The sequence below is a fragment of the Achromobacter sp. RW408 genome, from assembly GCF_003184165.1.
Classification (GTDB): Bacteria; Pseudomonadota; Gammaproteobacteria; order Burkholderiales; family Burkholderiaceae_B; genus Achromobacter; species Achromobacter xylosoxidans.
On record NZ_QHHO01000047.1, the window covers coordinates 449,227 to 472,726 of the forward strand.

General features: G+C 68.0%; 18 protein-coding genes. 7 read left to right on the forward strand and 11 right to left on the reverse strand.

The window, feature by feature from the left end:
• The 10 genes from DK459_RS18240 to coq7 form a co-directional block, all read right to left on the reverse strand.
• On the reverse strand, positions 1-927 hold a 927-nt coding region (locus tag DK459_RS18240), incomplete at its 3' end, for a glycosyltransferase family 4 protein (protein WP_110134993.1).
• On the reverse strand, positions 924-2,081 hold the full coding sequence (locus tag DK459_RS18245; RefSeq protein WP_024070421.1) for a glycosyltransferase: 1,158 nt from the start codon (positions 2,079-2,081) through the stop codon (positions 924-926). The genes DK459_RS18245 and DK459_RS18240, both read right to left, overlap by 4 nt.
• Positions 2,078-3,193, reverse strand: coding sequence for a glycosyltransferase family 4 protein (locus tag DK459_RS18250; RefSeq protein ID WP_006385895.1), 1,116 nt, complete (start codon positions 3,191-3,193; stop codon positions 2,078-2,080). The genes DK459_RS18245 and DK459_RS18250 overlap by 4 nt, the downstream gene beginning before the upstream one ends.
• Positions 3,194-3,196: 3 nt before the next feature.
• Complete coding sequence (asnB, locus tag DK459_RS18255; RefSeq protein WP_006385894.1) at positions 3,197-5,128, reverse strand: asparagine synthase (glutamine-hydrolyzing); 1,932 nt, start codon at positions 5,126-5,128, stop codon at positions 3,197-3,199.
• A gap of 46 nt (positions 5,129-5,174) precedes the next feature.
• Positions 5,175-6,320 carry a glycosyltransferase family 4 protein gene (locus DK459_RS18260; RefSeq protein WP_024070423.1) on the reverse strand — a complete coding sequence of 382 codons (1,146 nt, stop codon included), beginning with the start codon at positions 6,318-6,320 and terminating at the stop codon, positions 5,175-5,177.
• A complete protein-coding gene (gene murJ, locus DK459_RS18265) occupies positions 6,321-7,670 on the reverse strand; it encodes a murein biosynthesis integral membrane protein MurJ (protein ID WP_024070424.1) in 1,350 nt (449 codons plus the stop codon). It lies immediately after the preceding gene.
• Position 7,671: 1 nt separating this feature from the next.
• Positions 7,672-8,697, reverse strand: a complete 1,026-nt coding sequence (locus tag DK459_RS18270) for an SDR family oxidoreductase (protein ID WP_006385890.1) — start codon at positions 8,695-8,697, stop codon at positions 7,672-7,674.
• A gap of 12 nt (positions 8,698-8,709) precedes the next feature.
• Positions 8,710-9,987, reverse strand: a complete 1,278-nt coding sequence (gene tviB, locus DK459_RS18275; protein WP_006385889.1) for a Vi polysaccharide biosynthesis UDP-N-acetylglucosamine C-6 dehydrogenase TviB — start codon at positions 9,985-9,987, stop codon at positions 8,710-8,712.
• A gap of 97 nt (positions 9,988-10,084) precedes the next feature.
• Positions 10,085-11,188, reverse strand: a complete 1,104-nt coding sequence (locus DK459_RS18280) for a glycosyltransferase (RefSeq protein WP_006385888.1) — start codon at positions 11,186-11,188, stop codon at positions 10,085-10,087.
• An 809-nt stretch (positions 11,189-11,997) separates the two neighbouring features.
• Positions 11,998-12,675, reverse strand: coding sequence for a 2-polyprenyl-3-methyl-6-methoxy-1,4-benzoquinone monooxygenase (gene coq7, locus DK459_RS18285; RefSeq protein WP_006385887.1), 678 nt, complete (start codon positions 12,673-12,675; stop codon positions 11,998-12,000).
• A 115-nt stretch (positions 12,676-12,790) separates the two neighbouring features.
• On the opposite strand from coq7, the gene DK459_RS18290 reads away from it, so the two are divergent.
• The 4 genes from DK459_RS18290 to DK459_RS18305 all read left to right on the forward strand — a co-directional run bounded on the left by DK459_RS18290 (position 12,791) and on the right by DK459_RS18305 (position 17,315).
• Positions 12,791-13,231 carry an OsmC family protein gene (locus DK459_RS18290; protein WP_006385886.1) on the forward strand — a complete coding sequence of 147 codons (441 nt, stop codon included), beginning with the start codon at positions 12,791-12,793 and terminating at the stop codon, positions 13,229-13,231.
• Positions 13,232-13,281: 50 nt separating this feature from the next.
• Positions 13,282-14,253: a thymidylate synthase gene (locus DK459_RS18295; RefSeq protein ID WP_024070426.1), complete on the forward strand. Its 972-nt coding sequence runs from the start codon at positions 13,282-13,284 to the stop codon at positions 14,251-14,253.
• Positions 14,254-14,651: 398 nt separating this feature from the next.
• Entirely contained in the window at positions 14,652-16,715 is a 2,064-nt protein-coding gene (locus tag DK459_RS18300; RefSeq protein ID WP_006385884.1) for a bifunctional diguanylate cyclase/phosphodiesterase, read from the forward strand.
• Between the two features lie 114 nt (positions 16,716-16,829).
• Positions 16,830-17,315 carry a dihydrofolate reductase gene (locus tag DK459_RS18305; RefSeq protein ID WP_020926293.1) on the forward strand — a complete coding sequence of 162 codons (486 nt, stop codon included), beginning with the start codon at positions 16,830-16,832 and terminating at the stop codon, positions 17,313-17,315.
• Positions 17,316-17,382: 67 nt separating this feature from the next.
• Here the strand turns inward: DK459_RS18305 and DK459_RS18310 are convergent, their stop codons facing one another.
• Entirely contained in the window at positions 17,383-18,801 is a 1,419-nt protein-coding gene (locus DK459_RS18310) for a PLP-dependent aminotransferase family protein (protein WP_024070427.1), read from the reverse strand.
• A 172-nt stretch (positions 18,802-18,973) separates the two neighbouring features.
• Between DK459_RS18310 and DK459_RS18315 the strand changes: the two genes are divergently transcribed.
• The 3 genes from DK459_RS18315 (at position 18,974) to DK459_RS18325 (ending at position 23,478) form a co-directional block, all read left to right on the forward strand.
• Positions 18,974-20,299: an aspartate aminotransferase family protein gene (locus DK459_RS18315; protein WP_006385881.1), complete on the forward strand. Its 1,326-nt coding sequence runs from the start codon at positions 18,974-18,976 to the stop codon at positions 20,297-20,299.
• Between the two features lie 98 nt (positions 20,300-20,397).
• Entirely contained in the window at positions 20,398-21,894 is a 1,497-nt protein-coding gene (locus tag DK459_RS18320; protein WP_006385880.1) for a CoA-acylating methylmalonate-semialdehyde dehydrogenase, read from the forward strand.
• 78 nt (positions 21,895-21,972) lie between these two features.
• A complete protein-coding gene (locus DK459_RS18325; protein ID WP_110134964.1) occupies positions 21,973-23,478 on the forward strand; it encodes a M81 family metallopeptidase in 1,506 nt (501 codons plus the stop codon).
• Positions 23,479-23,500 lie beyond the last annotated feature (22 nt).

Consider the following 23,500-nt stretch of genomic DNA (forward strand, 5'->3'; position numbering starts at 1 on the left):
GCAGCCCGGCACGTCGGTCGTGACCACGGCCCGGCCGCAGGCAGCCGCTTCGATCAGCGATTTGGGCAACCCTTCGCGATAGGAAGGCAGCACCGCGATATGCGAGTCCGCGTACAGTTGCGGCACGTCGGCGCGTTCGCCCAGCGCCTGGACGCATCCTTCGCGCTGCCAGGCTTCGACCTCGGCCGGCGTGGCGGAAGCCGGATTGCCGGCATCCACGCCGCCCACCAGCCGCATCGTCACGGGCACGCCACGCTCGCGCAACAGGCGCGCGGCCTGCACGAATTCCTGCACGCCCTTGTCGCGCAACAAGCGCGCCACCATCGTCACCACCACCGGCGGCGCCGGCGGTTCGGGCAGCGCCCGGCACAAGTCCAGATCGACGCCGGCCCCGCGGATGAGCACCACCTGCTCATCGCGCACCGCGCCCAATGACTTGAGCAGATCGCGGTCAGCGCCATTCTGGAAGATCACCCGACTATTGCGATGGCCCAGCGCCAGGCGGTACAACCGCGCCACCACGGCGCGCACCAGGCGCATCTTCAACGAGTTCGACAGGAACACGAAGCCCAGCCCGGAAATCGCGGCCACCATGCCCGGCACACGCGCCAGCCGCGCGGCGATGCCGCCATACAGCACCGGCTTGATGGTCACCAGGTGCACTACCTGTGGCCGCAAGCGCCGGAACAGTCGCAGCAGCGCCAGCAAAGTGCCCAGTTCCTGCAACGGATGCTTGCCGCTGCGCGTCATCGGAATGGCATGATGGGTCATGCCCAGCGCCTCGATGTCGGCGACCGCGGGGCCATCCATCGTGGCCACGTGCACGTCGTATCCAGCGCGCTGCGCGGCCAGCGCCACGGGTACCCGGTGCGACATGAAGAACGCCGGGTTGTTGACCACGAACAGCAAGCGACGGGCCGCGCTCATGCCGGGCCTCCGGAAAGGCGGCGCCACACCGCGGTATAGCTTTGCACCATGCGTCCCAGGTCGAAGTTCTCCAGCACCCGGGCGCGGCCCGCCTCGCCGGCGCGGCCCTGGCCGCGCGACGCCACGTCGCGCAGCGCGGTCTCGATGCCGCGCGCCAATGCCTCGGGCTGTTCGGGGGGCACCACCACACCGGTGTCTCCGATGATATAGGCGGCGTCGCCCACGTCGGTCGCCACGCAATAGACGCCGCAAGCCATGGCCTCGGCCACGACGTTGGGAAATCCTTCGGCGCAGCTCGACAGCACGTGCAGGTCCAGGCCATTCATCACGGCGGGCACCTCATCGCTGGGGCCGGCCAGCACCAGGCGTTCCCGCAGGCCGAGCTTGTCGACCAGCGCCATCAGCTCCGGATTGTCGGCCGTCATGCCGCGCCCCACCAGCACGCAGCGCAGCCCCGCGTCGCGTCCATCGCGCACCAGCGCGGCCACGGCGCGCAACAGATTGCCGTGGTCCTTCAAGGGATCCCAGCGCGCCACGCAGCCGATCACCGGCACATCGCCGTCCAGGCCCCATTGGGCGCGCACGCGCGCGCGCGCGGCCGCGTCGGGCGCATAGCGCGACAAGTCGTAGCCGTTCGGGATCACCACCATGCGGTCGCGGCGATAGCCCTTTGCGGCATGGCGCTCCGCCGCGTCCTGCGCCGCGCACACGATCGCGCCGGGCAGCACGCCCGACAGCAGCGCGCAGGCGCGCAGCACCATGCGGGCGGAGCGGCTGCTGCGCTCGAGGTGGGCGCCGGAATTGCGAATGCCCCAGGCGACGGCGCGCACGCCCGCCAGGCGGGCCGCCAGGCCGCCGATCAGGTCGGCGTGGTACATCCAGGTCTGCACCGCGCAAGGCCTGGCGCCGGCGATCAGGCGACGCAGGCCCATGAAGCCCCGCAGCGTGATGCGGCCGCGCGGCATGCCGAGCGTATGCACGGTGATGCCGGCGGCCCGCAGCCGCTCGCCATAGAGGCCGTCGTCGGTCAGCGACACCACGATGTGCTCGACGTCCTGTCCGGGGAAGGTGGCCAGCCGCCACAGCACGGATTCGGCGCCGCCCTGGCCCAGGCCGGTGATCACGTGCACGACGCGCAATGCGGCGGCGCTCATCGCCCTTCCCTCACGGCCTCGAACAACTGGTCCCATTCGGCCAGCACGCTGGCCAGCGCATAGCGCTGGCGCACCGCGTCGGCGCCGCGCTCGCCCAGCTGCCGGCGCAATCCCGCGTCGCCCAGCAGGCGGCGCAGCGCCTCGCGCAAGGCATCGCGATTGCCGGCCGGCACCAGCAGGGCGTCCTGGCCATCGCGCGTCATCTCGCGCGGACCGCTGGGGCAGTCGAAGGCGGCGCAGGGCAGGCCCAGCGCCATCGCTTCCAGGAGCACATTGGGAAAACCTTCCACCAGCGAACTGAGCACGAAGGCCTGGCCCTGAGCCAGTTCTTCCCAGGGCGCTTCGGTGCGGCCCGGCAGGCTGACCCGCTCGCGCAGCCCCAGGCGCTCGACCTGGCGTTCCAGCGCGCCGCGCTCGGGGCCTTCGCCCCAGATACGCAGGTTCCAATCCGGGAACTCGGGCGCCAGCTGCGCGAACACGTCGATCAACAGATCGAACTGCTTGTCCGTCACCAGCCGTCCCATCGCCAGCAAGGTGCGCGGCCCGGCGTCTTCACGCTGGACGACCCGCGGCGCATCCAGCAACGGCGCGGGCAGCGGATTGGGAATCACCGCCAGGCGCTTGATGCCCGGCACCTGCCGCGAGAACGGGCCGGCCGTATCGGCCGCCTGCACCGTGACCATGTCGGCGCGTGGATACAGCAGGCGGCGCAGCCTGCGCCAGACCGTGCCCGTGGTGGTCTCGGCCACCGGGTTGGTGCGCTCGCAGACGATCAAAGGGGCGCGCAGGCCGCGGGTGGCCAGAATGGCGGCCACGTTGACGTTGGTCAGGAACGACACCACCACGTCGGGCGCGGTATCGCGGATATGCCTGCGCAGGGCCAGCAGGCGCTTGAACGCGGCCATCGGCCCCGACACGCGCGTGCCCGCCAGGTCCGCCAGCCAGTCCAATTTGACCTTGTCCGACAGCGGGTAGAAGCAGGTGCCCTTGGACGAATAGGTCGGCGTCAGGGTGACGTCGTCACCGCGTTCGGCCCACGCGTTGACCAGCGTGGCGGCCACGCGCTCGGCGCCCCCGGCATGCATGGAACTGACCAGCATCAGTATCTTCATTCGTCAGCGACTCCCAACCGTTCCTCCCTGTTCAGCGCCCGCGCGATAGCGGTCCAGCCAGGCCTGCATCATCAGCACCCCCCACAGGTGGCTGTCCCAATTGCGATGTCCGGACACGTGCTCGCGCCACTTGCGCAGGATGGGCTCGGGCTCGAACCAGCCTTCCTGGCGCAGGCGCGCCGGGTCCAGCAGCGCTTCGGCCCAGTCGCGCAGCGGTCCGCGCAGCCAGGCCGCCAGCGGCACCGCAAAGCCGCGCTTGGGCCGGTCCACCAGCGCCTGCGGCACATGGCGGTACAGCACCTGCCGCAACAGCCACTTGCCGGTGGCGCCGCGCACCTTGTAGTGGTGCGGCAGGCTCCAGGCGAATTCATAGACGCGGTGATCGATCAACGGCACGCGGGTTTCCAGGCTCACCGCCATGGCGGCGCGATCGACCTTGACCAGGATGTCGTCCGGCAGGTAGGTCACGGTATCGAGCTTCATCATGGACTCGAAGGTGGACCCGCGCATCGCCCGCGCGAATTCGGACACCGGCTCCACGCCGCCCTTGACCACCCGGGCCGGATCCGACCAGTACGACACGAACAGGCGGTAGAAATCGCCGCGCGAGTCGGCGCGCAGCAGCTCGCCCAGCTTGCCGACCTTGCCGCGCCAGGCGCCGCGTCCCGGCAGATGGGTCGAGGCGCTGAGCAGCGCGCCGGCCGGCGTACGCAGCAGCGACGGAATACGTTCGCACTTCTGCCACCAGTTGTTGACGCGGAAATAGCGCGAATAGCCGCCGAAGAGCTCATCGCCGCCGTCGCCGGACAAGGCCACCGTGACATGCTGGCGCGCCATGCGCGTCACCAGCGAGGTCGGGATCTGCGATGAATCGGCGAACGGCTCGTCGTACATGTCGGCCAGGCCGGGCACGACCGCCAGCGCATCTTCCGCGGTGACGTAAAGCTCGGTATGGTCGGTGCCCAGGTGCGTCGCAACCGCCTTGGCGTGTTGCGCCTCGTCGTAGCCCTTTTCATGGAAGCCGATGGCGAAGGTGCGCACCGGTTGCGAACTCTGGGCCTGCATCAGCGAGACGATGGTGGACGAATCGATGCCGCCCGACAGGAAGGCGCCCAGGGCCACGTCCGACAGCATCTGGCCGCCCACGGCCTTGGACAGCACGCCTTCCAGCGCATCGGTCGCCTGCGCGTCCGAGTCGAACGACAGCAACGATTGCGCCGCGGTATCGGCCGCTTCCCGCGCCGACCAGTACACGCGGGGCTCGGGCATGCGGCGGCTGCGGGTGTCATCGGCGGTGAACTCGATCCAGGTGCCCGGGGGCAGCTTGGCGATGCCTTCGTAGATGGATTGCGGCGCCGGAATGTAGTTGTGCCGCATGAACGACGCCAACGCGTTGCGGTTCAGGTTGCGACCGAATCCGGGAATCGGCGTCAGCCCCTTGAGTTCCGAGGCGAACACCAGCTCGGCGCCGGAATAACCGTAGTACAGCGGTTTTTCGCCCATGCGGTCGCGCGCCAGCACCAGTTTGCGCGAGGCGCGGTCCCACAGGGCGATGGCGAACATGCCGACCGCCGCTTGCAGCGTGGCTTCGATGCCCAGCGCGGTGAAGCCGGCCAGCAGCGTCTCGGTATCGGAATGGCCGCGCCAGGACGGCGCCAGGCCCGATGCCTCGAGCTGCTGGCGCATGTCCATGTGGTTGTAGATCTCGCCGTTGAACACCATGACGTAGCGGCCGCAGGCCGACACCATCGGCTGGTGGCCGGCCTCGGTCAGGTCCTGGATCGCCAGGCGCACGTGCGCCAGCGCCAGTTCGGCGCCGGTGTCTTCCCAGAAGCCATTGCTGTCCGGCCCGCGGTGGCGGATGCGGCGGCAGCTTTCCGCCAGCACTTGCGCCTTATCGCCCAGGGGGCCCCAAATTCCGACAATTCCACACATGATTTCAGGTTCTCGTGGTCACCGCAGCAACGGTGTGGCGCGCGGCCTAGCGGCCCGATCCGCGCACACCGTCAAAAAGTTCTTCCCATAGGCCCAGCACCCGCTCGGCGGAAAAGCGCTCGCGCACCGCCGTGGCCGCCTCGGCCATGCGCAGGCGGACGGCCTCGTCGCCCATCACCGCACCCAGCTCGCGGCACAGCGCGTCGACATCGCCGTTGGGCCGCACCAGCACGCCGTCCACCCCTTCGCGCACGATTTCGCGCGGCCCGGTATCGCAATCGAATGCCACCGCGGCCAGCCCGCTGGCCATCGATTCCAGCAGCGTATTGGACAGCCCCTCGAAGCGCGACGTCAGCACGTACAGGTCGGCGCTCTGGTACCAATCGCCCACGTTGCCCGCGCGCCCCGGCAGGCTGACCCGGTCCTGCAGGCCGGCCTCTCGCACCTGCGCTTGCAGCGCGCGGCGTTCGCCGCCCTCGCCCAGGATAACCAGATCCCAGTCCGGATGCGACGGGGCCAGCCGGGCATATGCCTGCAGCAGCAGGTCGAAGCCCTTGTCCGCGTGCAGCCGCCCCACCGCCAGCAGGCGCCGGCGGCCATCGTTCGAAGCCGGCGCCAGCACGGGTTCGCCCTTGGGCAACGGCCAATGCACCGGGTTGGGGATCACCGCCAGCCGCGATCCCGGCACATGCTGTTCGATCCATTGCGCGGTGCCGCGGGTCAGGGCCACCACGCGCGCGGCGCGGGGATAGGTCAGGCGGCGCAGGCGCTGCCAGAAGCCCGACAAAGTCTGCGACGGCGGATGGGTATGTTCCGTGGCGATGACGCGGCACGCCAGGCCGGTGGACGCCAGTACCGACAGCACGGACGCCGTGGTCATCATGCCCAGCACGATATCGGGCCGGAACGCCTTGATCACGCGCCGCAGCGCGCGCACCCGCTGCACATTGCTCCAGATGCCGCGCAGCCCGCCGCCCTCGCCCGCGGTATGCAGCACCTCGCGCCGCACCTTGGGGTGCAGCGTGTAGACATCGCCGTCGGCGCTCGCCTGCGTCACCACCATGACCTCGCGCCCCATGCCGGCCCAATGCGCGCTCAGGTCGGCGGCGACCCGTTCGGCGCCGCCGCCATGCAGCGAATGGATGAACAGCAGCACGCGCAACGGGCGGCCGGAGTCGGAAGCGGCGGGCATTCAGTCGGCCTCTTTGGGTTCGGCGCGGCGCAGGGCCACCACCAGGTAGCAGGCATAGGACAGCACGTACATCAGGCTGGTGGCCAGCATGATGCCGGCGGCCCCCATCCGGGGCGCCAGGACGGTGTTGAGCGCCGCCTTCAGCGCAAAATTCCCGACCGCGATGGCGGCCATGATGCGATAGCGGTTCTGGCTGGCCAGCAGTTGCACCAGGATCAGAACGCCGAAATAGAACGGCAACTGCAGCAGGCCCCAGCGCAGCACGTGCGCCACGGCCTCGGTGTTCTCGGCGGTGAAGGCGCCACGCTGGAACAACACCGATACGCCCCACGGCGCCAGCACCCAGCCCACCGCCACCGCGGCGGCGCCCGCCGCCACCATCAGCACCGACCATTTCAGCGCCATGCCCCGCGCGCGCGCCGTGTCGCCGCGTGCCTGCACGTCGGCCAGCACCGGCAGCGCCGCGCGGCCCACCGACACCGCGCCGATGCCCAGCAACAGCGACAGCAGCCGGCTGGCGTAGCCCAGCGTGGCGTTGGCATTGGCGCCCAGGTTGGCGGCGGCGTATTGGTCCAGCGGGCCGACGAAGCTCATGGCCACCTGGCCGATCAGCATCACGCCGGCGGCGCTCATCAGTTCGGGCCAGTGCGGCGATTGCAGGGTCAGCCTGGGCGCGCCCCAGAAACCGCCGTCGGCGCGCGCCGCCAGCCAGGCCAGCCAAACGGTCTGGATCGCGTAGCCGACCAGCGTGCCCCACAGCAGCGGCCCGACGCTCTCGGCGCTGGCCGCCAGCATCACCCATGCCAAGGTGGCCACGGCCGGCACGCTGTCCAGCAAGGTATTGACGTGACGCTCGTGCGAGCGCAGCCGCGCGGCGCTGATGCCGGCGACGAGCAGCAACGCCGCCACCGGCGCGAAGGCCAGCAGCAGCTCGCCGGTCATCTCGCCGACGCGCGCCGACAGGCCTTGCCCCAGCGCGCCAAGCACGTGGGGCCAGGCGAACCAGGTCAGCGCGGCCAGCGCAACACCCCCCGCCGCCACCCAGCCCTGCAACTCACGGATGAACTGCTCGCGTTCGGCGTCCTCGGCGCGGCGCAGCCGCACCAGCACCGGAATCAGCACCACCGACAGCACGCCCACGATGGTGACCGGCAGCCAGGTGGCCATGGTCATCGTGAACTGGTAGGCATCGACGGCGTCGCTGACGCCGTAGCGGTACGCCACCGCCATCTCCTTGATGGCGCCGGCGGCCTTGCCCAGCAGCAGGAACACCGCCACCCGGAACGCGCCTTTGAAGATGCGCTGGTGGTCCGGGTGGATGCTGCCGAGTTTGCGGATAAGTGCTTTCAAATCAACGCAGGAATTGCGTGTACCAGGGCATCGCCACTTCCAGGCCCTGCAGCACCGTGTGCGTGGGCTGGTAGCCCAGCAGGCGGCCGGCCTTGCTGACGTCCGCCTGCGAATGGCGCACGTCGCCGGCGCGGAAGTCGGCGTAGACCGGCTTCTTGGCATAAACCACGCCCTGGTTGCCCAGCGCCTTCACGAGGAATTCGAACAGCTGGTTCAGGGTGCTGCGGCCGCTGACCGCCACGTTGTACACCTGGTTGCGGCCCTCGGCCGGCGCCATGGCGGCCAGGATGTTGGCCTGCACAGCGTTGTCGACGAAGCAGAAATCGCGGCTGGTCTCGCCATCGCCGTTGATGGTGACGTCCTCGCCCTGAATCATGGCGGCGGTCCACTTCGGGATCACGGCCGCATAGGCGCCGTTGGGATCCTGGCGCTTGCCGAACACGTTGAAATAGCGCAACCCCACGGTTTCGAAACCGTAGGAGCGCGCGAACACGTCGGCGTACAACTCATTGACGAACTTGGTCACGGCGTATGGCGAGAGCGGTTTGCCGATGTTCTCCTCAACCTTCGGCAAGGCCGGGTGGTCGCCGTAGGTCGAGCTGGAAGCCGCATACACGAATGACTTCACGCCGGCATCGCGCGCCGCCACCAGCATATTCAGAAAGCCGCCGATGTTCACCTCGTTGGTGGTGATCGGGTCCTTGAGCGAACGCGGCACCGAACCCAGGGCAGCCTGATGCAGCACGAAGTCCACGCCCTGCACCGCGCGGCGGCAGGCATCCAGGTCACGGATGTCCCCCTCGATGAAGGTCAGCCGCGCCCACTGCTCGGGCGTGACGGAGGCCTTCACTTCGTCCAGGTTGTGCTGATGGCCGGTGGCGAAGTTGTCCAGGCCGGTGACGGTCTGGTTCAACTTCAGCAGCGTTTCCAGCAGGTTGGAGCCGATGAAGCCGGCGCAGCCGGTCACCAGCCATTTGCGCGGCGCGGCGGCCAGTTCCTGGGTGACGGTCTCGAAGCGTGTAGTCATGCAACGTCCTCCTTACAGGCGCAGATCGGATTCGGCGGGCGACAACACGTACTTCAGGTCATAAAGAATGTGTTCCGGCTTGCCCAGCTTGCGGATGCCGGCGGCACCCAGGTCTGCGAATTGATGGTGCGCGACGCCCAGGATCACGGCGTCGTACTTGCCTTCCTCGAGTTTGGCGACCGGCGTGATGCCGTATTCGTGCACGGCTTCTTCCGCGTCGACCCAGGGATCGTATACGTCGACTTCAACGTTGTAGTCGCCCAATTCCTTGACGATGTCGACGATGCGGGTGTTGCGCAGGTCGGGGCAGTTTTCCTTGAACGCCAGGCCCATCACCAGCACGCGCGCGCCCTGCACGTGGATGCGGCGCTTGGTCATGGCCTTGACCAGCTGCGACACCACGTAGCCGCCCATCGAGTCGTTCAGGCGGCGGCCCGCCAGGATGATCTCGGGGTGGTAGCCGATCGACTGCGCCTTGTGCGTCAGGTAGTACGGATCGACGCCGATGCAGTGCCCGCCCACCAGGCCCGGGCGGAACGGCAGGAAGTTCCACTTGGTGCCGGCGGCCTGCAGCACCGCTTCGGTGTCGATGCCCATCTTGTTGAAGATCAGCGCCAGTTCGTTGATCAGGGCGATGTTGACGTCGCGCTGGGTGTTCTCGATCACCTTGGCCGCTTCGGCCACGCGGATGCTGGAGGCCTTGTGAGTGCCGGCGGTGATGATCTGCTTGTAGAGCTGGTCGACCAGTTCGGCCACTTCCGGCGTCGAACCCGAGGTGACCTTCTTGATGGTGCTGACGCGGTGAGCCTTGTCGCCCGGGTTGATACGCTCGGGACTGTAGCCGGCATAGAAGTCAACGTTGAACTTCAGGCCCGACACGCGCTCCAGCACGGGCACGCAGTCTTCCTCGGTGGCGCCGGGGTAGACGGTCGATTCGTAGATGACGATGTCGCCGCGCTTGAGCACCGCGCCGATGGTCTCGCTGGCCTTGACCAGCGGCGTCAGGTCGGGCTGTTTGTATTCATCGATCGGCGTCGGCACGGTGACGATGAAGACGTTGGCCTGGCCCAGCTCGGCGCGGTCGGCGGTATAGGTCAGTTGCTTGGCTTCGGCCAGTTCGGCGTCGCTGACTTCCAGCGTGTGATCGTGTCCGGCCTTCAGCGCCTCGATGCGGCGCGTGTTGATGTCGAAGCCGATGACCGAGCGCTTCTTGCCGAATTCCACCGCCAGCGGCAGGCCGACATAGCCCAGGCCGACGACTGCGAGTTTCACATCCTGAATACGCAACATAACTCTCCCTTTGCCGTAAGACGATTACGGCATTTTAAATATGGTCGGGGTGATGGATAACCGAGCCCCCGGCGGTGATCACCGGGGCGCCCAAAACTTAGTCTGCCCGCAGCACGGATGGCAGCAACAGCCATCCCGGACGGCGCCAGGAGACCAGCCGCGCATACAGCCAGATGTAGACGCTGGCGAACACCACCAGGCTGGCGCTGAGCACCCAGGCGTTGTCCCACCAGATGGTGGCCGGCACCAGGCCGATCAGGGCCAGCACCCACATGTAGGGCGACGCCAGGGCGTTGCACAACGCCGGCACCGCGTGGCGACGGCCGCGGCTGAAGGTGACGCGCACCAAGCGGCGAAAGACCAGTTGGTGCAGGTGCAGGGCGTCCGGCTGGTCCACCGGCACGCCGCGCTTGAAGCGGCGGCGCCAGATGGAAAAGCCGGTTTCGAATACGGGATAGAACAACACCGCCAACGCGTAGAACGGCGACACCGACGGATTGCGCACGACCAGCAGCACGGCCAGTTCAGCCAGCATGAAACCAAGGAAATACGCGCCCCCATCGCCCAGGAAAACGCGCCCGAACGGGAAATTCCAGACCAGGAAGCCGAGGGTCGCCGACGCCAGCGCCGCCGCGACCATGAAGATCGGCACATCGCCCACTTGCAGCGCCACCAGGCTGATGGACACCGCCATCAGTGTGGCGATCATGCCGGCCAGGCCGTTCATGCCGTCGACGATGTTCAGGGCATGGGTACAGCCACCCACGGCGAACATGGTGAAAATCAGAGAAACGGGCCAATACGACAGGACGTAGTCCACGGGCGCCATGCCGACCCGGCTGACGCCGCCCAGCAGCCACCAGGCGATCGCGGCCGACGCGAAGGCCGCCAGCAGGCGCTTGCTCGCGCCGATATCCTTGGTGATGTCTTCGAGCAGGCCCGCCACGAATACTGGCAACGCCGACACGAACAAGGCCGGCCACAGCCAGGTCAGGGTCATGTTGTCGGGGCCGAGCACCAGCAGGCCCATCAGCGTGCCCGCCAGCACGGCCAGTCCGCCCACGCGGGGCGTGGCGCGAGAGTGATTCGCTTGCGGTTTGTTCAGATCGCTGTCGCCGGTGAAGGCGCCATGCCAGCGCTCCGACGCCACGATGAGTCCCCCCACCATGAACGCGACCACGCAAATGTACAGCCAGGTCACTGGGTCACCTCGGGTTGGTCTATCGAGACAGGCCCGCCATTATCAATGGCAGGTGTAACGCCCATATATGGGAGGGATAAGGAAGTGCAATTCACCGGGACAGAACGTAACGTCCGCGCTCCGGACCCGTGCACAAGCCGAACCCCGCTATGACGGGGCCGGACAGCAACGCGACCGGAGACGCGCGGAAAGACCGAATTCATGAATCGATTGTAGAGCTTTCCGCCCCGACACACGCGAAATATCCAAGGGAAAACACGGAGACGATGGTGGAGCGATTTCCGGGGGTTACGGCCACCCGCCGGCGGGATCACGCGCCGACGCCTCGAACAAAAAGGGACAGTTCAAATGCGCTCAAAAAAAAGCCCGAGATCGTGAGATCTCGGGCTAAATCCACCAAAGGAGGAGGGTGGAGGAGACAACCGTGGCATGTTGGGAGCGTTTCGCTCGCTGCGCTGTCGGGGTTTGGCACCGCGCCGACTGCGTTTCAACATCCGATGAGATGCATAGTATCGGTTTTTTTTGTGCGTTGCAAGAATTTTTTTTGAGCAGTCGCGTTGTCCGATGTTGCGTTGCATTTTTGCCGCAACGTCGCGCCTCCCTCCCCGGAAAGCCGCACCCAGCAATGCGTTGCAAAAATGGAGGGTTATTGCCGAACGGGTTAACCCCTTGCGGAATTACCCTAGCCACGATCGGGTTATCCCGCCCTATGATTTGCACCGGAAAGGTGCATGCGGCACCAATATGCGGCAAATATTGCGCACTGCAACATTCTGATGCCGGGCCTTGCCGGCCCTGCGCGGGCAGTCCTAGATCCGGTACGCGGTGGTGGTCATGACCTTGGACATGGCGCGCATGGCGGCCTTGACCGGCCCAGGCAGCGGCACGCCGCCGGCAGCCTCGGCGCTGGCGCGATGCTGGGCCTCGTCGTCCTTCATTTTCTGCACGATCTGGCGGGAACGGGCGTCCTGCTCCGGCAGCGTCCGCAAATGCCCTTCCAGGTGCGCCTCGACCTGCTTTTCGGTTTCGGCCATGAAGCCCAGGTTGCGCGGCGCGCCCGCATAGCCGGCCAACAAGCCCAGCGCGAACGAGCCGGCGTACCAGACCGGGTTCAGCAGGCTTGGGCGGCTGCCCAGTTCGGTCAGGCGCTGGTTGCACCAGACAAGGTGGTCGACTTCCTCGCCGGCGGCCTCCAGCAACAAGTTGCGCGGCCCCGGCTCGCGGCAGACGGCGGCCTGCCCGCGATACAGGGCCTGGGCGCAGACCTCGCCCACGTGGTTCACCCGCATCAAGCCGGCGGCGTGACGCTTTTCCTGCGCCGACAGGGTATCCGGCGCCTCCTCGGCGGTGGCTGGATTGGGCCGGCCAGCGCTGGCGCTGCCGGACAACACCCGCAGGGCCCGGTCGGCTTCGGCCAGCAGGGCATCCAGCGGGCTGGCGCGGCGCAGGAAGGCAGCGGGACCGGATCGAGACAGCGTGAGGGACATAGACGACTCCTGAATGGGCACACACCCCTCATCCGGGGTGGGACTCTCGTGCCTGGAATTGTACGCAACGGGTATCATCAGCCATTGACTGCGCTCAAGCACAAGGACCTGACAAATGGAATGCACGATCGACTGGGGCGGCCCCAACGGCATGCTCTTTACCGCCAGCACCGGCAGCGGCCACGTGGCCGTGATGGACGGCGCCGTGGACGGCGGCGGCCACAACCTGGCGCCGCGTCCGATGGAAATGCTGCTGGCCGGCACCGGCGGCTGCACCGCCTATGACGTCGTGCTGATCCTCAAGCGTGGCCGCCACGCCGTGACCGGCTGCAGCGTCAAGCTGCAGGCCGACCGCGCCGATGTCGACCCCAAGGTGTTCACGCGCATCCACTTTGCCTTCACGGTCACCGGCCGCGACCTGCCGCGCGCCGCGGTCGAGCGCGCGGTGCAGCTGTCGCACGAAAAATACTGCTCGGCATCCGCGATGCTCGAAAAAACCGCCGAATTGACGTTTTCGGTGGACATCGTCGACACCCGGGACGCCGCCGCTGCCTAGCGCGCCCCGGCCGACACGCCGCCATTTCAGCCTTTTCTGATTCTGTACCCATGAAACAATACCTGGACCTCGTTCAATCCATCCTGGACACCGGCGCGTGGCAGGAAAACCGGACGGGCATACGCACGCTGAGCATGCCGGGCGCCTCACTGCGCTTCGACCTGCAGCAGGGCTTTCCGGCCGTGACCACCAAGAAGCTGGCCTTCAAGTCCGCCATCGGCGAAATGGTTGGCTTCCTGCGTGGCGTGCGCAGCGCCGCCGAGTTCCGCGAACTGGGTTGCAAGGTCTGGGACCAGAACGCCAACGAAAATGCCCAGTGGCTGGCCAACCCCTACCGCGAAGGCCCGGACGACCTGGGCCCGGTCTATGGGGTGCAATGGCGCCAGTGGCCGGCCTACAAGCTGCTGGACGCCGGTCGCGACGGCCAGATCGCCGACGCCCTGGGCCGCGGCTACACCAAGGTCGCGGACCTGCAGGAAGGCGGCGTGTCCAAGGTGCTGCTGTACAAGGCGGTCGACCAGTTGCGCCAGTGCCTGGACACCATCCACGAACGGCCGGGCGACCGCCGCATCCTGTTCCACGGCTGGAACTGGGCGCAGATCGAGGAAATGGCGCTGCCGCCCTGCCACCTGCTCTACCAGTTCCTGCCGAACGCGACCACCCGCGAAATCTCGCTGTGCCTGTATATCCGCTCGAATGACGTCGGGCTGGGCACGCCGTTCAACCTCACCGAGGGCGCGGCCCTGTTGCACCTGGTGGGTCGACTGACCGGCTACACGCCGCGCTGGTTCACGTATTTCATCGGCGATGCCCATATCTACGAAAACCACCTGCCGATGCTGCGCGAGCAACTGACGCGCACGCCGCTGGAAGCCCCGCGCCTGGTGCTGTCCGACCGCATCCCCGATTTCGCCCAGACCGGCCGTTACGAGCCGGAATGGCTCGAGAAGGTCGAGCCCGGCGATTTTTCGCTGGCCGGATACACGCACCACGCGCCATTGACGGCGCCGATGGCCGTCTAGAACCCACCGCCGGCATTTCGCGGGTCGCGTGCGGCCGCCATCCGGCGCCGGGTGCGCCCCCGTCCGGCGCAAGTGAAGATTGGTGAGCTTCTGGAAGCCCGTTTTCGGTATAACCCATCCCTTAGCCCCGGACGCGCGTCCAGCAAGCCCTGCGCGCCGTTGCTTCCGAACGGCCCATGCCGCGCCGTGCCTGGCCCTCGCCGCGTAACCGGGCAGTCCGTCCGGTCCGCCGCCCGCCTGCAGTGCCGCGCCGCACCCCCCATCCAGACAAGAGAGTACGTGAATCGCCAGCGTCGACAGCAGGATTCCCTTGCGGCCCAGTTGCAACTGTTGACTACTAATTGATTTGAATTGAGGCCGGCGCGGCGGCTGTATGCGCTCAGGACAGGACCCCAAAAATGCTCGTTGGAACATATAACCCTTCGCTCGTCCTCGTATCCCTAGGGGTCGCCATCCTGGCGTCGTATACGGCGCTGGGCATGGCCAACCGCGTGCGGGCGGCGAGCGGGCTGCCGGCGGCGCGCTATTGGCTGGGCGGCGGCGCGCTGGCGATGGGCATCGGCATCTGGTCCATGCATTTCGTCGGCATGCTGGCGTTCAACCTGCCCATTCCCATGGGCTACGACCTGCCGCTGACCGTGCTGTCGCTGGCCATCGCCATCGGCTGCTCCGCCTTCGCGCTGTGGATCGTCTGCAAGGACGACCTGCCCTGGGCCCGCCTGCTCAGCGGCGCCCTGCTGATGGGCGCGGGGATTGCCGCCATGCACTATATCGGCATGGCGGCCATGCGCATGATGCCGGGCATCGTCTACGACCCCGCCTGGTTCGCCCTGTCCATCGCCATCGCGGTGGCGGCCTCGGGCGCGGCGCTCTGGATCACCTACCGCCTGCGCCACGACGGGCCGCGGGTGGCGCTGTCGCGGCCGCTGGCGGCCGTGGTCATGGGGCTGGCGATCGTCGGCATGCACTACACCGGCATGGAAGCCGCGGGCTTTCCGGACGGCAGCATCTGCATGGCCGCGGACGCCGGCATTTCGGCCGGCTGGCTCGCCATCGCGGTCACCGCCGTCACCCTCAGCGTGCTGGCCATCGCCCTGGTGGTGGCGGTGCTGGACAACCGCCTCGAAGCCCGCACCTCGGCGTTGGCCTCGTCGCTGGCCGAGGCCAACGAGGAACTGGTGCAGCTGGCGCTGCACGACACGCTGACCAAGCTGCCCAACCGCATCCTGCTGGAAGACCGGCTGGAACAGGCCATCGAAAGCGCCAGCCGCCGCAAGGGCTATTTCGCCGTGCTGTTCTTCGACCTGGACGGATTCAAGGCGGTCAACGACGCCTACGGCCACCATACCGGCGACGCCCTGCTGATCGACCTGGCCCAGCGCATCCGCCAGACCCTGCGCACCCAGGACACGGTGGCGCGCCTGGGCGGCGACGAATTCATCGTGCTCAGCGAAGTGGTGGAACCAACCGACGCCGCCAATGTGGCCGACCGCCTGATCGAAGCCATCGCGCGGCCGGTGATGGTGTACGGCCACGAGGTGCTGGTGACCTCCAGCGTCGGCATCGCCATCTACCCGAATGACGGCGAGGACACCCATGCGCTGCTGACCAACGCGGACGCCGCGATGTACCACGCCAAGCGCCTGGGCGGCACGGGCTACAGCTTCTTCGAGCCGTCGATGAACGCCGACGCGCATGAACAGATCGAGCTGCTGCACGACCTGCGCCTGGCGCAGGAACGCGACCAGTTCGTGCTGCACTACCAGCCCAAGTACGAGGCGCCGGCCGGCCCCATCATGGGCGCCGAGGCCTTGCTGCGCTGGAACCACCCGACGCGCGGCCTGGTGGGTCCGGACCAGTTCATCCCCACGGCGGAAAAGACCGGGCTGATCCTGTCGATCGGCGAATGGGTCATCAATGAAGCCTGCCGCCAGATGCGCGAATGGATCAACGCCGGGCAGGGCCACTGGACCATCGCGGTCAACATTTCCGCGCTGCAGTTCGCCCACGCCAGCCTGGTCGAGACCGTGCGCGCCGCGTTGGCGCGGCACGATGTGCCACCATCCTGCCTGACGCTGGAAGTGACCGAATCGACCGCCATGCGCGACGCCGAAGCCAGCCTGACAGTGCTCAAGCGCCTGTCGGGACTGGGCGTGACCATTTCGATCGACGACTTCGGCACCGGCTACTCCAGCCTGCTGTACCTCAAGCGACTTCCCGCGACCGAACTGAAAATCGACCGCGGTTTCGTCAACCAGCTGGAAAACGACAACGAGGACGCTGCCATCGTTTCGGCCATCGTGGCGCTGGCGCAGCAGTTGAATCTACGCATCGTGGCCGAGGGGGTGGAGACCGCGGCCCAGCAGAAGTTCCTGACCGGACTGGGGTGCGATTCACTGCAGGGCTTCCTGCTGGGCAAACCGATGCCGGCCGACGAATTCCTGGAACACGCCGCGGGCTGAATCCACGCCAGCCGACCCGCGCGGCCGGGCGCATCCCCGCCCCGCCGGCCAAATTTGCTACGCTTGGAATCTTCCCGCCGGCGCCGCCGGCCGCCTCCTTGCGTACCTGTCCGAATGCCCGCCAGCCTGACCCTGATCGTCGCCTATTCCACCAATCGCGCCATCGGCCGAGACAACGCCCTGCCCTGGAAACTGCCGGGCGACCTGGCGCACTTCAAGCGCAGCACCTTGGGCCATCCGATCATCATGGGCCGCAAGACCTGGGATTCGCTCGGCCGCCCCCTGCCCGGCCGCGCCAATATCGTCGTCAGCCGCAACCCGGCCTTCGAGGCCGCCGGCGCCACCGTGGTGCCGACACTGGAGGCCGCCATCGCCGCCTGCGGCGACAGCGCCGAGGCCTTCGTCATCGGCGGCGCGCAGATCTACACGCAGGCCCTGGCGCTGGCCAGCCGCGTCCTTGCCACCGAGGTCCATGCCGAGGTCGAGGGCGACGCCTTCTTCCCCCTGCTGCCCGGCTTCCAGTGGCGCGAAACCGCGCGCGCGGCGCAGCCCGAGGAAAACGGCTACCGCTACGATTTCGTGACGTACGAACGCGCCTGAGCCGCCCCGCCCGGGCGCGATGGCTGCCATCGCGGTGCCAACGCCGCGCCGCCCCCCTGACAGCAGGCTAGGCCGCGCCCTCGTTGCGCATGAAGCGCCACAGCGCCGGCGCTTCCGAGTACGCCACGTTGAAGCGCACCCAGGGCGTATCGGCCTCGTCCGCTTCAAAGTACGACCCCGGCGCCAGCCAGATGCCGTCCTTCAATGCCAGGCCGGCCAGGCCGTTGGCGCCCCGCTCGCGCCACTGCCCTGCCACCTTGGCCCATAGGAACAGCCCGGCCCGGGGCTGCGCGTAGATCTCGAAACCGTGTTGCGCCATCAATTCGGCCACCGTGGCGTGCGCCTGCGCCAGCCGCTCGCGGGTGCGCTCGATGTGCGCCCGGTAGCGTCCTTCGCGGATGACCTGGTGGACGATACGCTCCATGATTTCCGGCGAGGTCAGGCCCACCGCCATCTTGGTGCGGGCGATATCGCGCGCCAGGTCGCGGTGCGCGACCACGTAGCCGACCCGCACCGACGGGCTGATGACCTTGGAATACCCGCCCAGGTAGACCACCCGCCGGCCGCCATCGAGCGCCGCCAGCATGGGCGTGACGCCCGGCGCCAGCTCACGCGAAATGTCGTCCTCCACCACCCACAGCCCGTGGCGCTCGGCCAGTTGCAGGATGCGGAAGGCGTTGGCCATGCTGATGCTCGCGCCAGATGGATTCTGCAAGGCGGTGTTGACGAACAGCGCGCGCGGCCGGTGCTGCGACGCGGCCTGCTCCAGCGCCTCGCAGTCCAGGCCGTCCAGCGTGCGCGCCACGGGCACCACGCGCAGTCCGGCCAGGCGCAGCATCTGCAGCAGATTGGCGTAGGCGGGTTGCTCGACCAGCACGGTGTCGCCGGGCCGCAGCAGCGTGCGGATCACCATGTCCAGGCCGTGCGTCACGCCCTGGGTCAGCAACACCTGCGACACTTCGACTTCCATGCCCTGGGCGCTGAGCGTGGCGGCGATGGTCTCGCGCAGCGGCGCATAGCCATAGGGATGGCCGTAGTTGGCGATGCGCATGGCCGGCACCCGGCCCATGTGGCGCAGCGCCATGTGCAACCCTTCCTCGTTGAGCCACTCGCCCGGCAGCCAGCCGCAGCCCGACTTGATGGGGATGGAATGGTCCGCGAAGATATCCGACAGCAGCCAGGCCGCGTTCAGCCGCGGCGGCTCCCAGGATTGCGGCGCGCCCCGGCGCGGCGGCGCGTCGGGCGCGGCCACCCGATAGCCGGCGCCCGGGCGCGCCGCCAGCCAGCCCAGCGACACCAGGCGGCTGTAGGCGCTGGCCACGGTGAAGGTGCTGACCTGGTACTGGCGCGCGAAGTCGCGCACCGAAGGTAGGGACATACCCGGACGCAGCGACTGGGCTTCGATGGCGCGCAACACGGCCGCCACCACCTGGTCCACCAGGGTCGGCGCCTGGCCACGGGCCCGCACGGGCTGGAAATCGATCACGGCGCTACGCTATCTGTACAGTTGTCATGCCTGCAACTATACAGTTAGCCCGGTTTGCACGGATTGTATATTTTCATTCGCGGCCGGACGTACCAGAATCAATCGCATCCCGCCGGCCGCCCGCCCGAAACGCGCGCAGGCTCCGGCGCTTGTCCTTCCCCCTGGAGCCGCCATGAACGCCCCCGCCGAGTTGCCCGACCTGTCCCATCTCTGGATGCCTTTCACCGCCAACAAGCAGTTCAAGGCGCATCCCCGCATGCTGGCGTCGGCCAAGGGCATGTACTACACCTCGGTCGACGGCCGCCAGGTGCTGGACGGCACCGCCGGCCTGTGGTGCGTCAACGCCGGCCACGGCCGCCAGGAGATCGTCGAGGCGATCTCGCGCCAGGCCGGCACCATGGATTACGCCCCCGGCTTCCAGCTGGGCCACCCCCTGGCCTTCGAAGCGGCCACGGCGGTCGCCGGCTTCATGCCGCAGGGCCTGGACCGCGTGTTCTTCACCAACTCGGGTTCCGAGTCGGTCGACACCGCGCTGAAGATCGCCCTGGCCTATCACCGCGCCCGCGGCGAAGGCCAGCGCACCCGCCTGATCGGCCGCGAGCGCGGCTACCACGGCGTGGGCTTCGGCGGCATCTCGGTCGGCGGCATCTCGACCAACCGCAAGACCTTCTCCGGCGCGCTGCTGCCCGCCGTGGACCACCTGCCCCACACCCACAACCTGGAGCAGAACGCCTATTCCAAGGGCCAGCCGGCCTGGGGCGCGCAGTTGGCCGACGAACTCGAACGCATCATCGCGCTGCACGATGCCTCGACCATCGCCGCCGTCATCGTCGAACCGATGGCCGGTTCCACCGGAGTGCTGATCCCGCCCAAGGGCTACCTGGAAAAGCTGCGCGAGATCACGTCCAAGCACGGCATCCTGCTGATCTTCGACGAAGTCATCACCGCCTACGGCCGCCTCGGCGCGGCCACCGCGTCGGAATTCTTCGGCGTGACGCCGGACCTGATCGCCATGGCCAAGGGCGTCAGCAACGCCGCCGTGCCCGCGGGCGCGGTCGCGGTGCGCCGCGAGGTGCATGACGCCATCGTCAACGGCCCGGCCGGCGGCATCGAGTTCTTCCACGGCTACACCTATTCGGCCCACCCGCTGGCGGCCGCCGCCATCCTGGCGACGCTGGACATCTACCGCCGCGAAGACCTGTTCGGCCGCGCCCGCAAGCTGTCCGGCGCCTTCGAGCAGGCCGCCCACAGCCTGAAGGGCGCGCCGCACGTGATCGACGTGCGCAACCTGGGCCTGGTAGCCGGCGTCGAGCTGGCGCCGCGCGCCGGCGCGCCGGGCGCGCGCGCCGCCGAAGTGTTCCAGAAGTGCTTCGACAGCGGCCTGATGGTGCGCTACACCGGCGACATCATCGCCGTCTCGCCGCCGCTGATCATCGACGAGGCCCAGATCGGCCAGATCTTCGAGCAGATCGGCAAGGTGCTCAAGGAAGTCGCGTAACCCCCCGGCGCGGCGCAGGCGCCGCGCATCGCACACAACGGCGGGCGGCCCCGGGCCGCCCTCCGGCGTTTTCAAAGAACCCCGCTCCGAGCTTTCCCATGAAGAAGAACCTCTCGCACTACATCAACGGCCAGCCCTACGATGGCCGCAGCAACCGCTACGCCGACGGTTTCAACCCGGCCACCGGCGAGATCATCACTTCCGTGCCGCTGGCTTCCACCGACGAAGTGGCGCTGGCCGTGGCCGCGGCCAAGGCCGCCTTTCCGGCCTGGTCGGAAACCCCCGCGCTCAAGCGCGCCCGGGTGCTGTTCAACTTCAAGGCGCTGCTGGACAAGCACCAGGACGAGCTGGCCGAACTGATCACGCGCGAGCACGGCAAGGTGTTCTCGGACGCCAAGGGCGAAGTGATGCGCGGCATCGAGATCGTCGAATTCGCCTGCGGCATTCCTCATCTGTTCAAGGGCCAGTATTCCGACCAGATCGGCGGCGGCATCGACAACTGGAGCATGCGCCAGGCGCTGGGCGTGGTGGCCGGCATCACGCCGTTCAACTTCCCGATGATGGTGCCGTGCTGGATGTTCCCGGTGGCCATCGCCTGCGGCAACACCTTCGTGCTCAAGCCGTCCGAACGCGATCCCTCGGCCTCGCTGCGCCTGGCCGAGCTGCTGACCGAAGCCGGCCTGCCGCCGGGCGTGTTCAACGTGGTGCACGGCGACAAGCAGGCCGTGGACGCGCTGATCGCGCACCCCGACGTCGAGGCCCTGTCGTTCGTCGGCTCGACCCCCATCGCCGAATACATCTACGCCGAAGGCACGCGCCGCGGCAAACGCGTGCAGGCCCTGGGCGGCGCCAAGAACCACCTGGTGGTGATGCCCGACGCCGACCTCGACCAGGTCACCGACGCGCTGATGGGCGCGGCCTACGGCTCGGCCGGCGAACGCTGCATGGCGATCTCGGTGGCCGTGGCGGTGGGCGACGTGGCCGACAAGGTCATCGAACGCCTGGTCCCGCGCGTCAAGGCGCTGGTGGTCAAGGACGGCATGCAGGGCGACGCCGAAATGGGCCCGCTGGTCACGGCGCAGCACCGCAACAAGGTCATCGGCTACATCGAGGACGGCGTCGCCGCCGGCGCGGAGCTGGTGGTCGACGGCCGCGGCCTGAAGGTGCCGGGCGCCGAAAAAGGCTTCTTCCTGGGCGGCACGCTGTTCGACAAGGTCAAGCCCGCGATGAACATCTATCGCGAAGAGATCTTCGGACCGGTGCTGTGCGTGGTGCGCGTGCCCGACTTCGCCGCCGCGGTCGAGCTGATCAACGCCCATGAATTCGGCAACGGCGTGGCCTGCTTCACGTCCGATGGCGGCGTGGCGCGCGCCTTCGCCCGCCAGATCAAGGTGGGCATGGTCGGCATCAACGTGCCGATCCCGGTGCCGATGGCCTGGCATTCGTTCGGCGGCTGGAAGCGTTCGCTGTTCGGCGACCACCATGCCTACGGCGAAGAAGGCATCCGCTTCTACTCACGCTACAAGAGCGTGATGCAGCGCTGGCCGGACAGCATCGCCAAGGGCGCGGAATTCACCATGCCGGTGGCCAAGTGACCATGTAGACGCGTTCACCGCCCCGAGCCGCCAGGCGGCCGGGGTTTTGCCGAAAGACACACAACAAGGGGAATCCTGATGCGCATCGGGATCGGCGGCTTTCAGCATGAAACCAATACCTTCGCGCCTTCGCGCGCGGCGTGGGAAGACTTTGCCGACAAGGGCGGCGGCTGGCCGAAGCTGGTCAGCGGTCCGGCGATGTTCCAGGCCGTGGCCGGCGCCAACATTCCCGTGGCCGGCTTCATCGAGGCCATGCAACAGCACACGCTGCTGCCGGCCACGTGGGCCGCGGCCAGCCCTTCCGGTCCAGTCACCGAGGATGCCTTCGAACGCATCAGCGCCCTGATCCTGCAGGGCCTGCAAGCGGCCCTGCCGCTGGACGGCGTGTACCTGGACCTGCACGGCGCCATGGTCACCGAGCACCTGGACGACGGCGAAGGCGAACTGCTCAAGCGCGTGCGCGCGCTGGTCGGCCCCGACGTGCCGGTGGTGGCCAGCCCGGACCTGCACGCCAACATGACAGCGGCGATGGTGCGCCACGCCGACGCGCTGGTCTGCTACCGCACCTATCCGCACATCGACATGGCCGAGACCGGCCAGCGCGCCGCCGCGCTGCTGGCGCGGCGCCTGGCCGGCGCGCCCCGTCCCTGCGTGGCCCTGCGACAGTTGCCCTACCTGATTCCGCTGTGCTGGCAATCGACCGACATCGAGCCGGCGCGCAGCCTGTACCAGATGGTGGGCGACATCGAGGCGCGCGGCGCCCAGAGCGTGTCGCTGGCCACCGGTTTTCCGGCGGCGGATTTCCCCGATTGCCTGCCCGCGGTATGGGCCTACGGCGCCACCCAGGCCGAGGCCGACGCGGCCGCCGACACGCTGGCGCGCGCGGTGCTCGATGCCGAACGGGATTTTGGCGGCACCCTGTATTCACCCGATGACGCGGTCACCACCGCCATGCGACTGGCGCGCGAGGCCAACGCGCCGGTGGTCATCGCCGACGCGCAGGACAACCCCGGCGCCGGCGGCAGTTCCGACACCACGGGCCTGCTGCGCGCCCTGATCCGCCACCAGGCGCGCGATGCCGCCATCGGATTGATCGTCGATCCGGAAGCGGCGCTGGCCGCGCACCGCGCCGGCGTGGGTAAATCGGTCCGCATTGCATTGGGTGGACATTCGGGTATTCCCGACGACGAACCGCTGGACGCCGAGTTCATCGTGGAGAAAACTTCGGATGGGCGCTTCGATACGCATGGCGCGTTCTACCGCGGCTTCCATATGGACCTGGGCCCCAGCGCCTGCCTGCGCATCGGCGGCGTGCGCATCGTGGTGGCGTCCAACAAGGTGCAGATGGCGGACCAGGAAATGTTCCGTTTCGCCGGCATCGAGCCGCGCCGCGCGGCCATCCTGGCGGTGAAAAGCTCGGCGCATTTCCGCGCCGACTTCACCCCCATCGCCCACGCCATCCTGGTTTGCGCCGCGCCGGGATCGATGCTGATGGATGCGGCAAAACAACCATGGACACGGTTGCGTCCCGGCATCAGAATGGCGCCTTGCGGCCCGGTTTTTTCCAGCGCCGCAAGCGACTGACCCTCGCACGCCGCGCCCGGGG

Excerpts from the sequence above, each read along its gene's own strand:
- DK459_RS18300 (WP_006385884.1), top strand. The coding sequence starts at position 14,652 with ATGCTCGTTGGAACATATAACCCTTCGCTCGTCCTCGTATCCCTAGGG.
- DK459_RS18260 (WP_024070423.1), bottom strand. The coding sequence starts at position 6,320 with ATGCCCGCCGCTTCCGACTCCGGCCGCCCGTTGCGCGTGCTGCTGTTC.
- DK459_RS18315 (WP_006385881.1), top strand. The coding sequence starts at position 18,974 with ATGAACGCCCCCGCCGAGTTGCCCGACCTGTCCCATCTCTGGATGCCT.
- DK459_RS18250 (WP_006385895.1), bottom strand. The coding sequence starts at position 3,193 with ATGAAGATACTGATGCTGGTCAGTTCCATGCATGCCGGGGGCGCCGAG.
- DK459_RS18325 (WP_110134964.1), top strand. The coding sequence starts at position 21,973 with ATGCGCATCGGGATCGGCGGCTTTCAGCATGAAACCAATACCTTCGCG.
- asnB (WP_006385894.1), bottom strand. The coding sequence starts at position 5,128 with ATGTGTGGAATTGTCGGAATTTGGGGCCCCCTGGGCGATAAGGCGCAA.
- DK459_RS18305 (WP_020926293.1), top strand. The coding sequence starts at position 16,830 with ATGCCCGCCAGCCTGACCCTGATCGTCGCCTATTCCACCAATCGCGCC.
- tviB (WP_006385889.1), bottom strand. The coding sequence starts at position 9,987 with ATGTTGCGTATTCAGGATGTGAAACTCGCAGTCGTCGGCCTGGGCTAT.
- coq7 (WP_006385887.1), bottom strand. The coding sequence starts at position 12,675 with ATGTCCCTCACGCTGTCTCGATCCGGTCCCGCTGCCTTCCTGCGCCGC.
- DK459_RS18290 (WP_006385886.1), top strand. The coding sequence starts at position 12,791 with ATGGAATGCACGATCGACTGGGGCGGCCCCAACGGCATGCTCTTTACC.
- DK459_RS18245 (WP_024070421.1), bottom strand. The coding sequence starts at position 2,081 with ATGAGCGCCGCCGCATTGCGCGTCGTGCACGTGATCACCGGCCTGGGC.
- DK459_RS18270 (WP_006385890.1), bottom strand. The coding sequence starts at position 8,697 with ATGACTACACGCTTCGAGACCGTCACCCAGGAACTGGCCGCCGCGCCG.
- DK459_RS18295 (WP_024070426.1), top strand. The coding sequence starts at position 13,282 with ATGAAACAATACCTGGACCTCGTTCAATCCATCCTGGACACCGGCGCG.
- DK459_RS18320 (WP_006385880.1), top strand. The coding sequence starts at position 20,398 with ATGAAGAAGAACCTCTCGCACTACATCAACGGCCAGCCCTACGATGGC.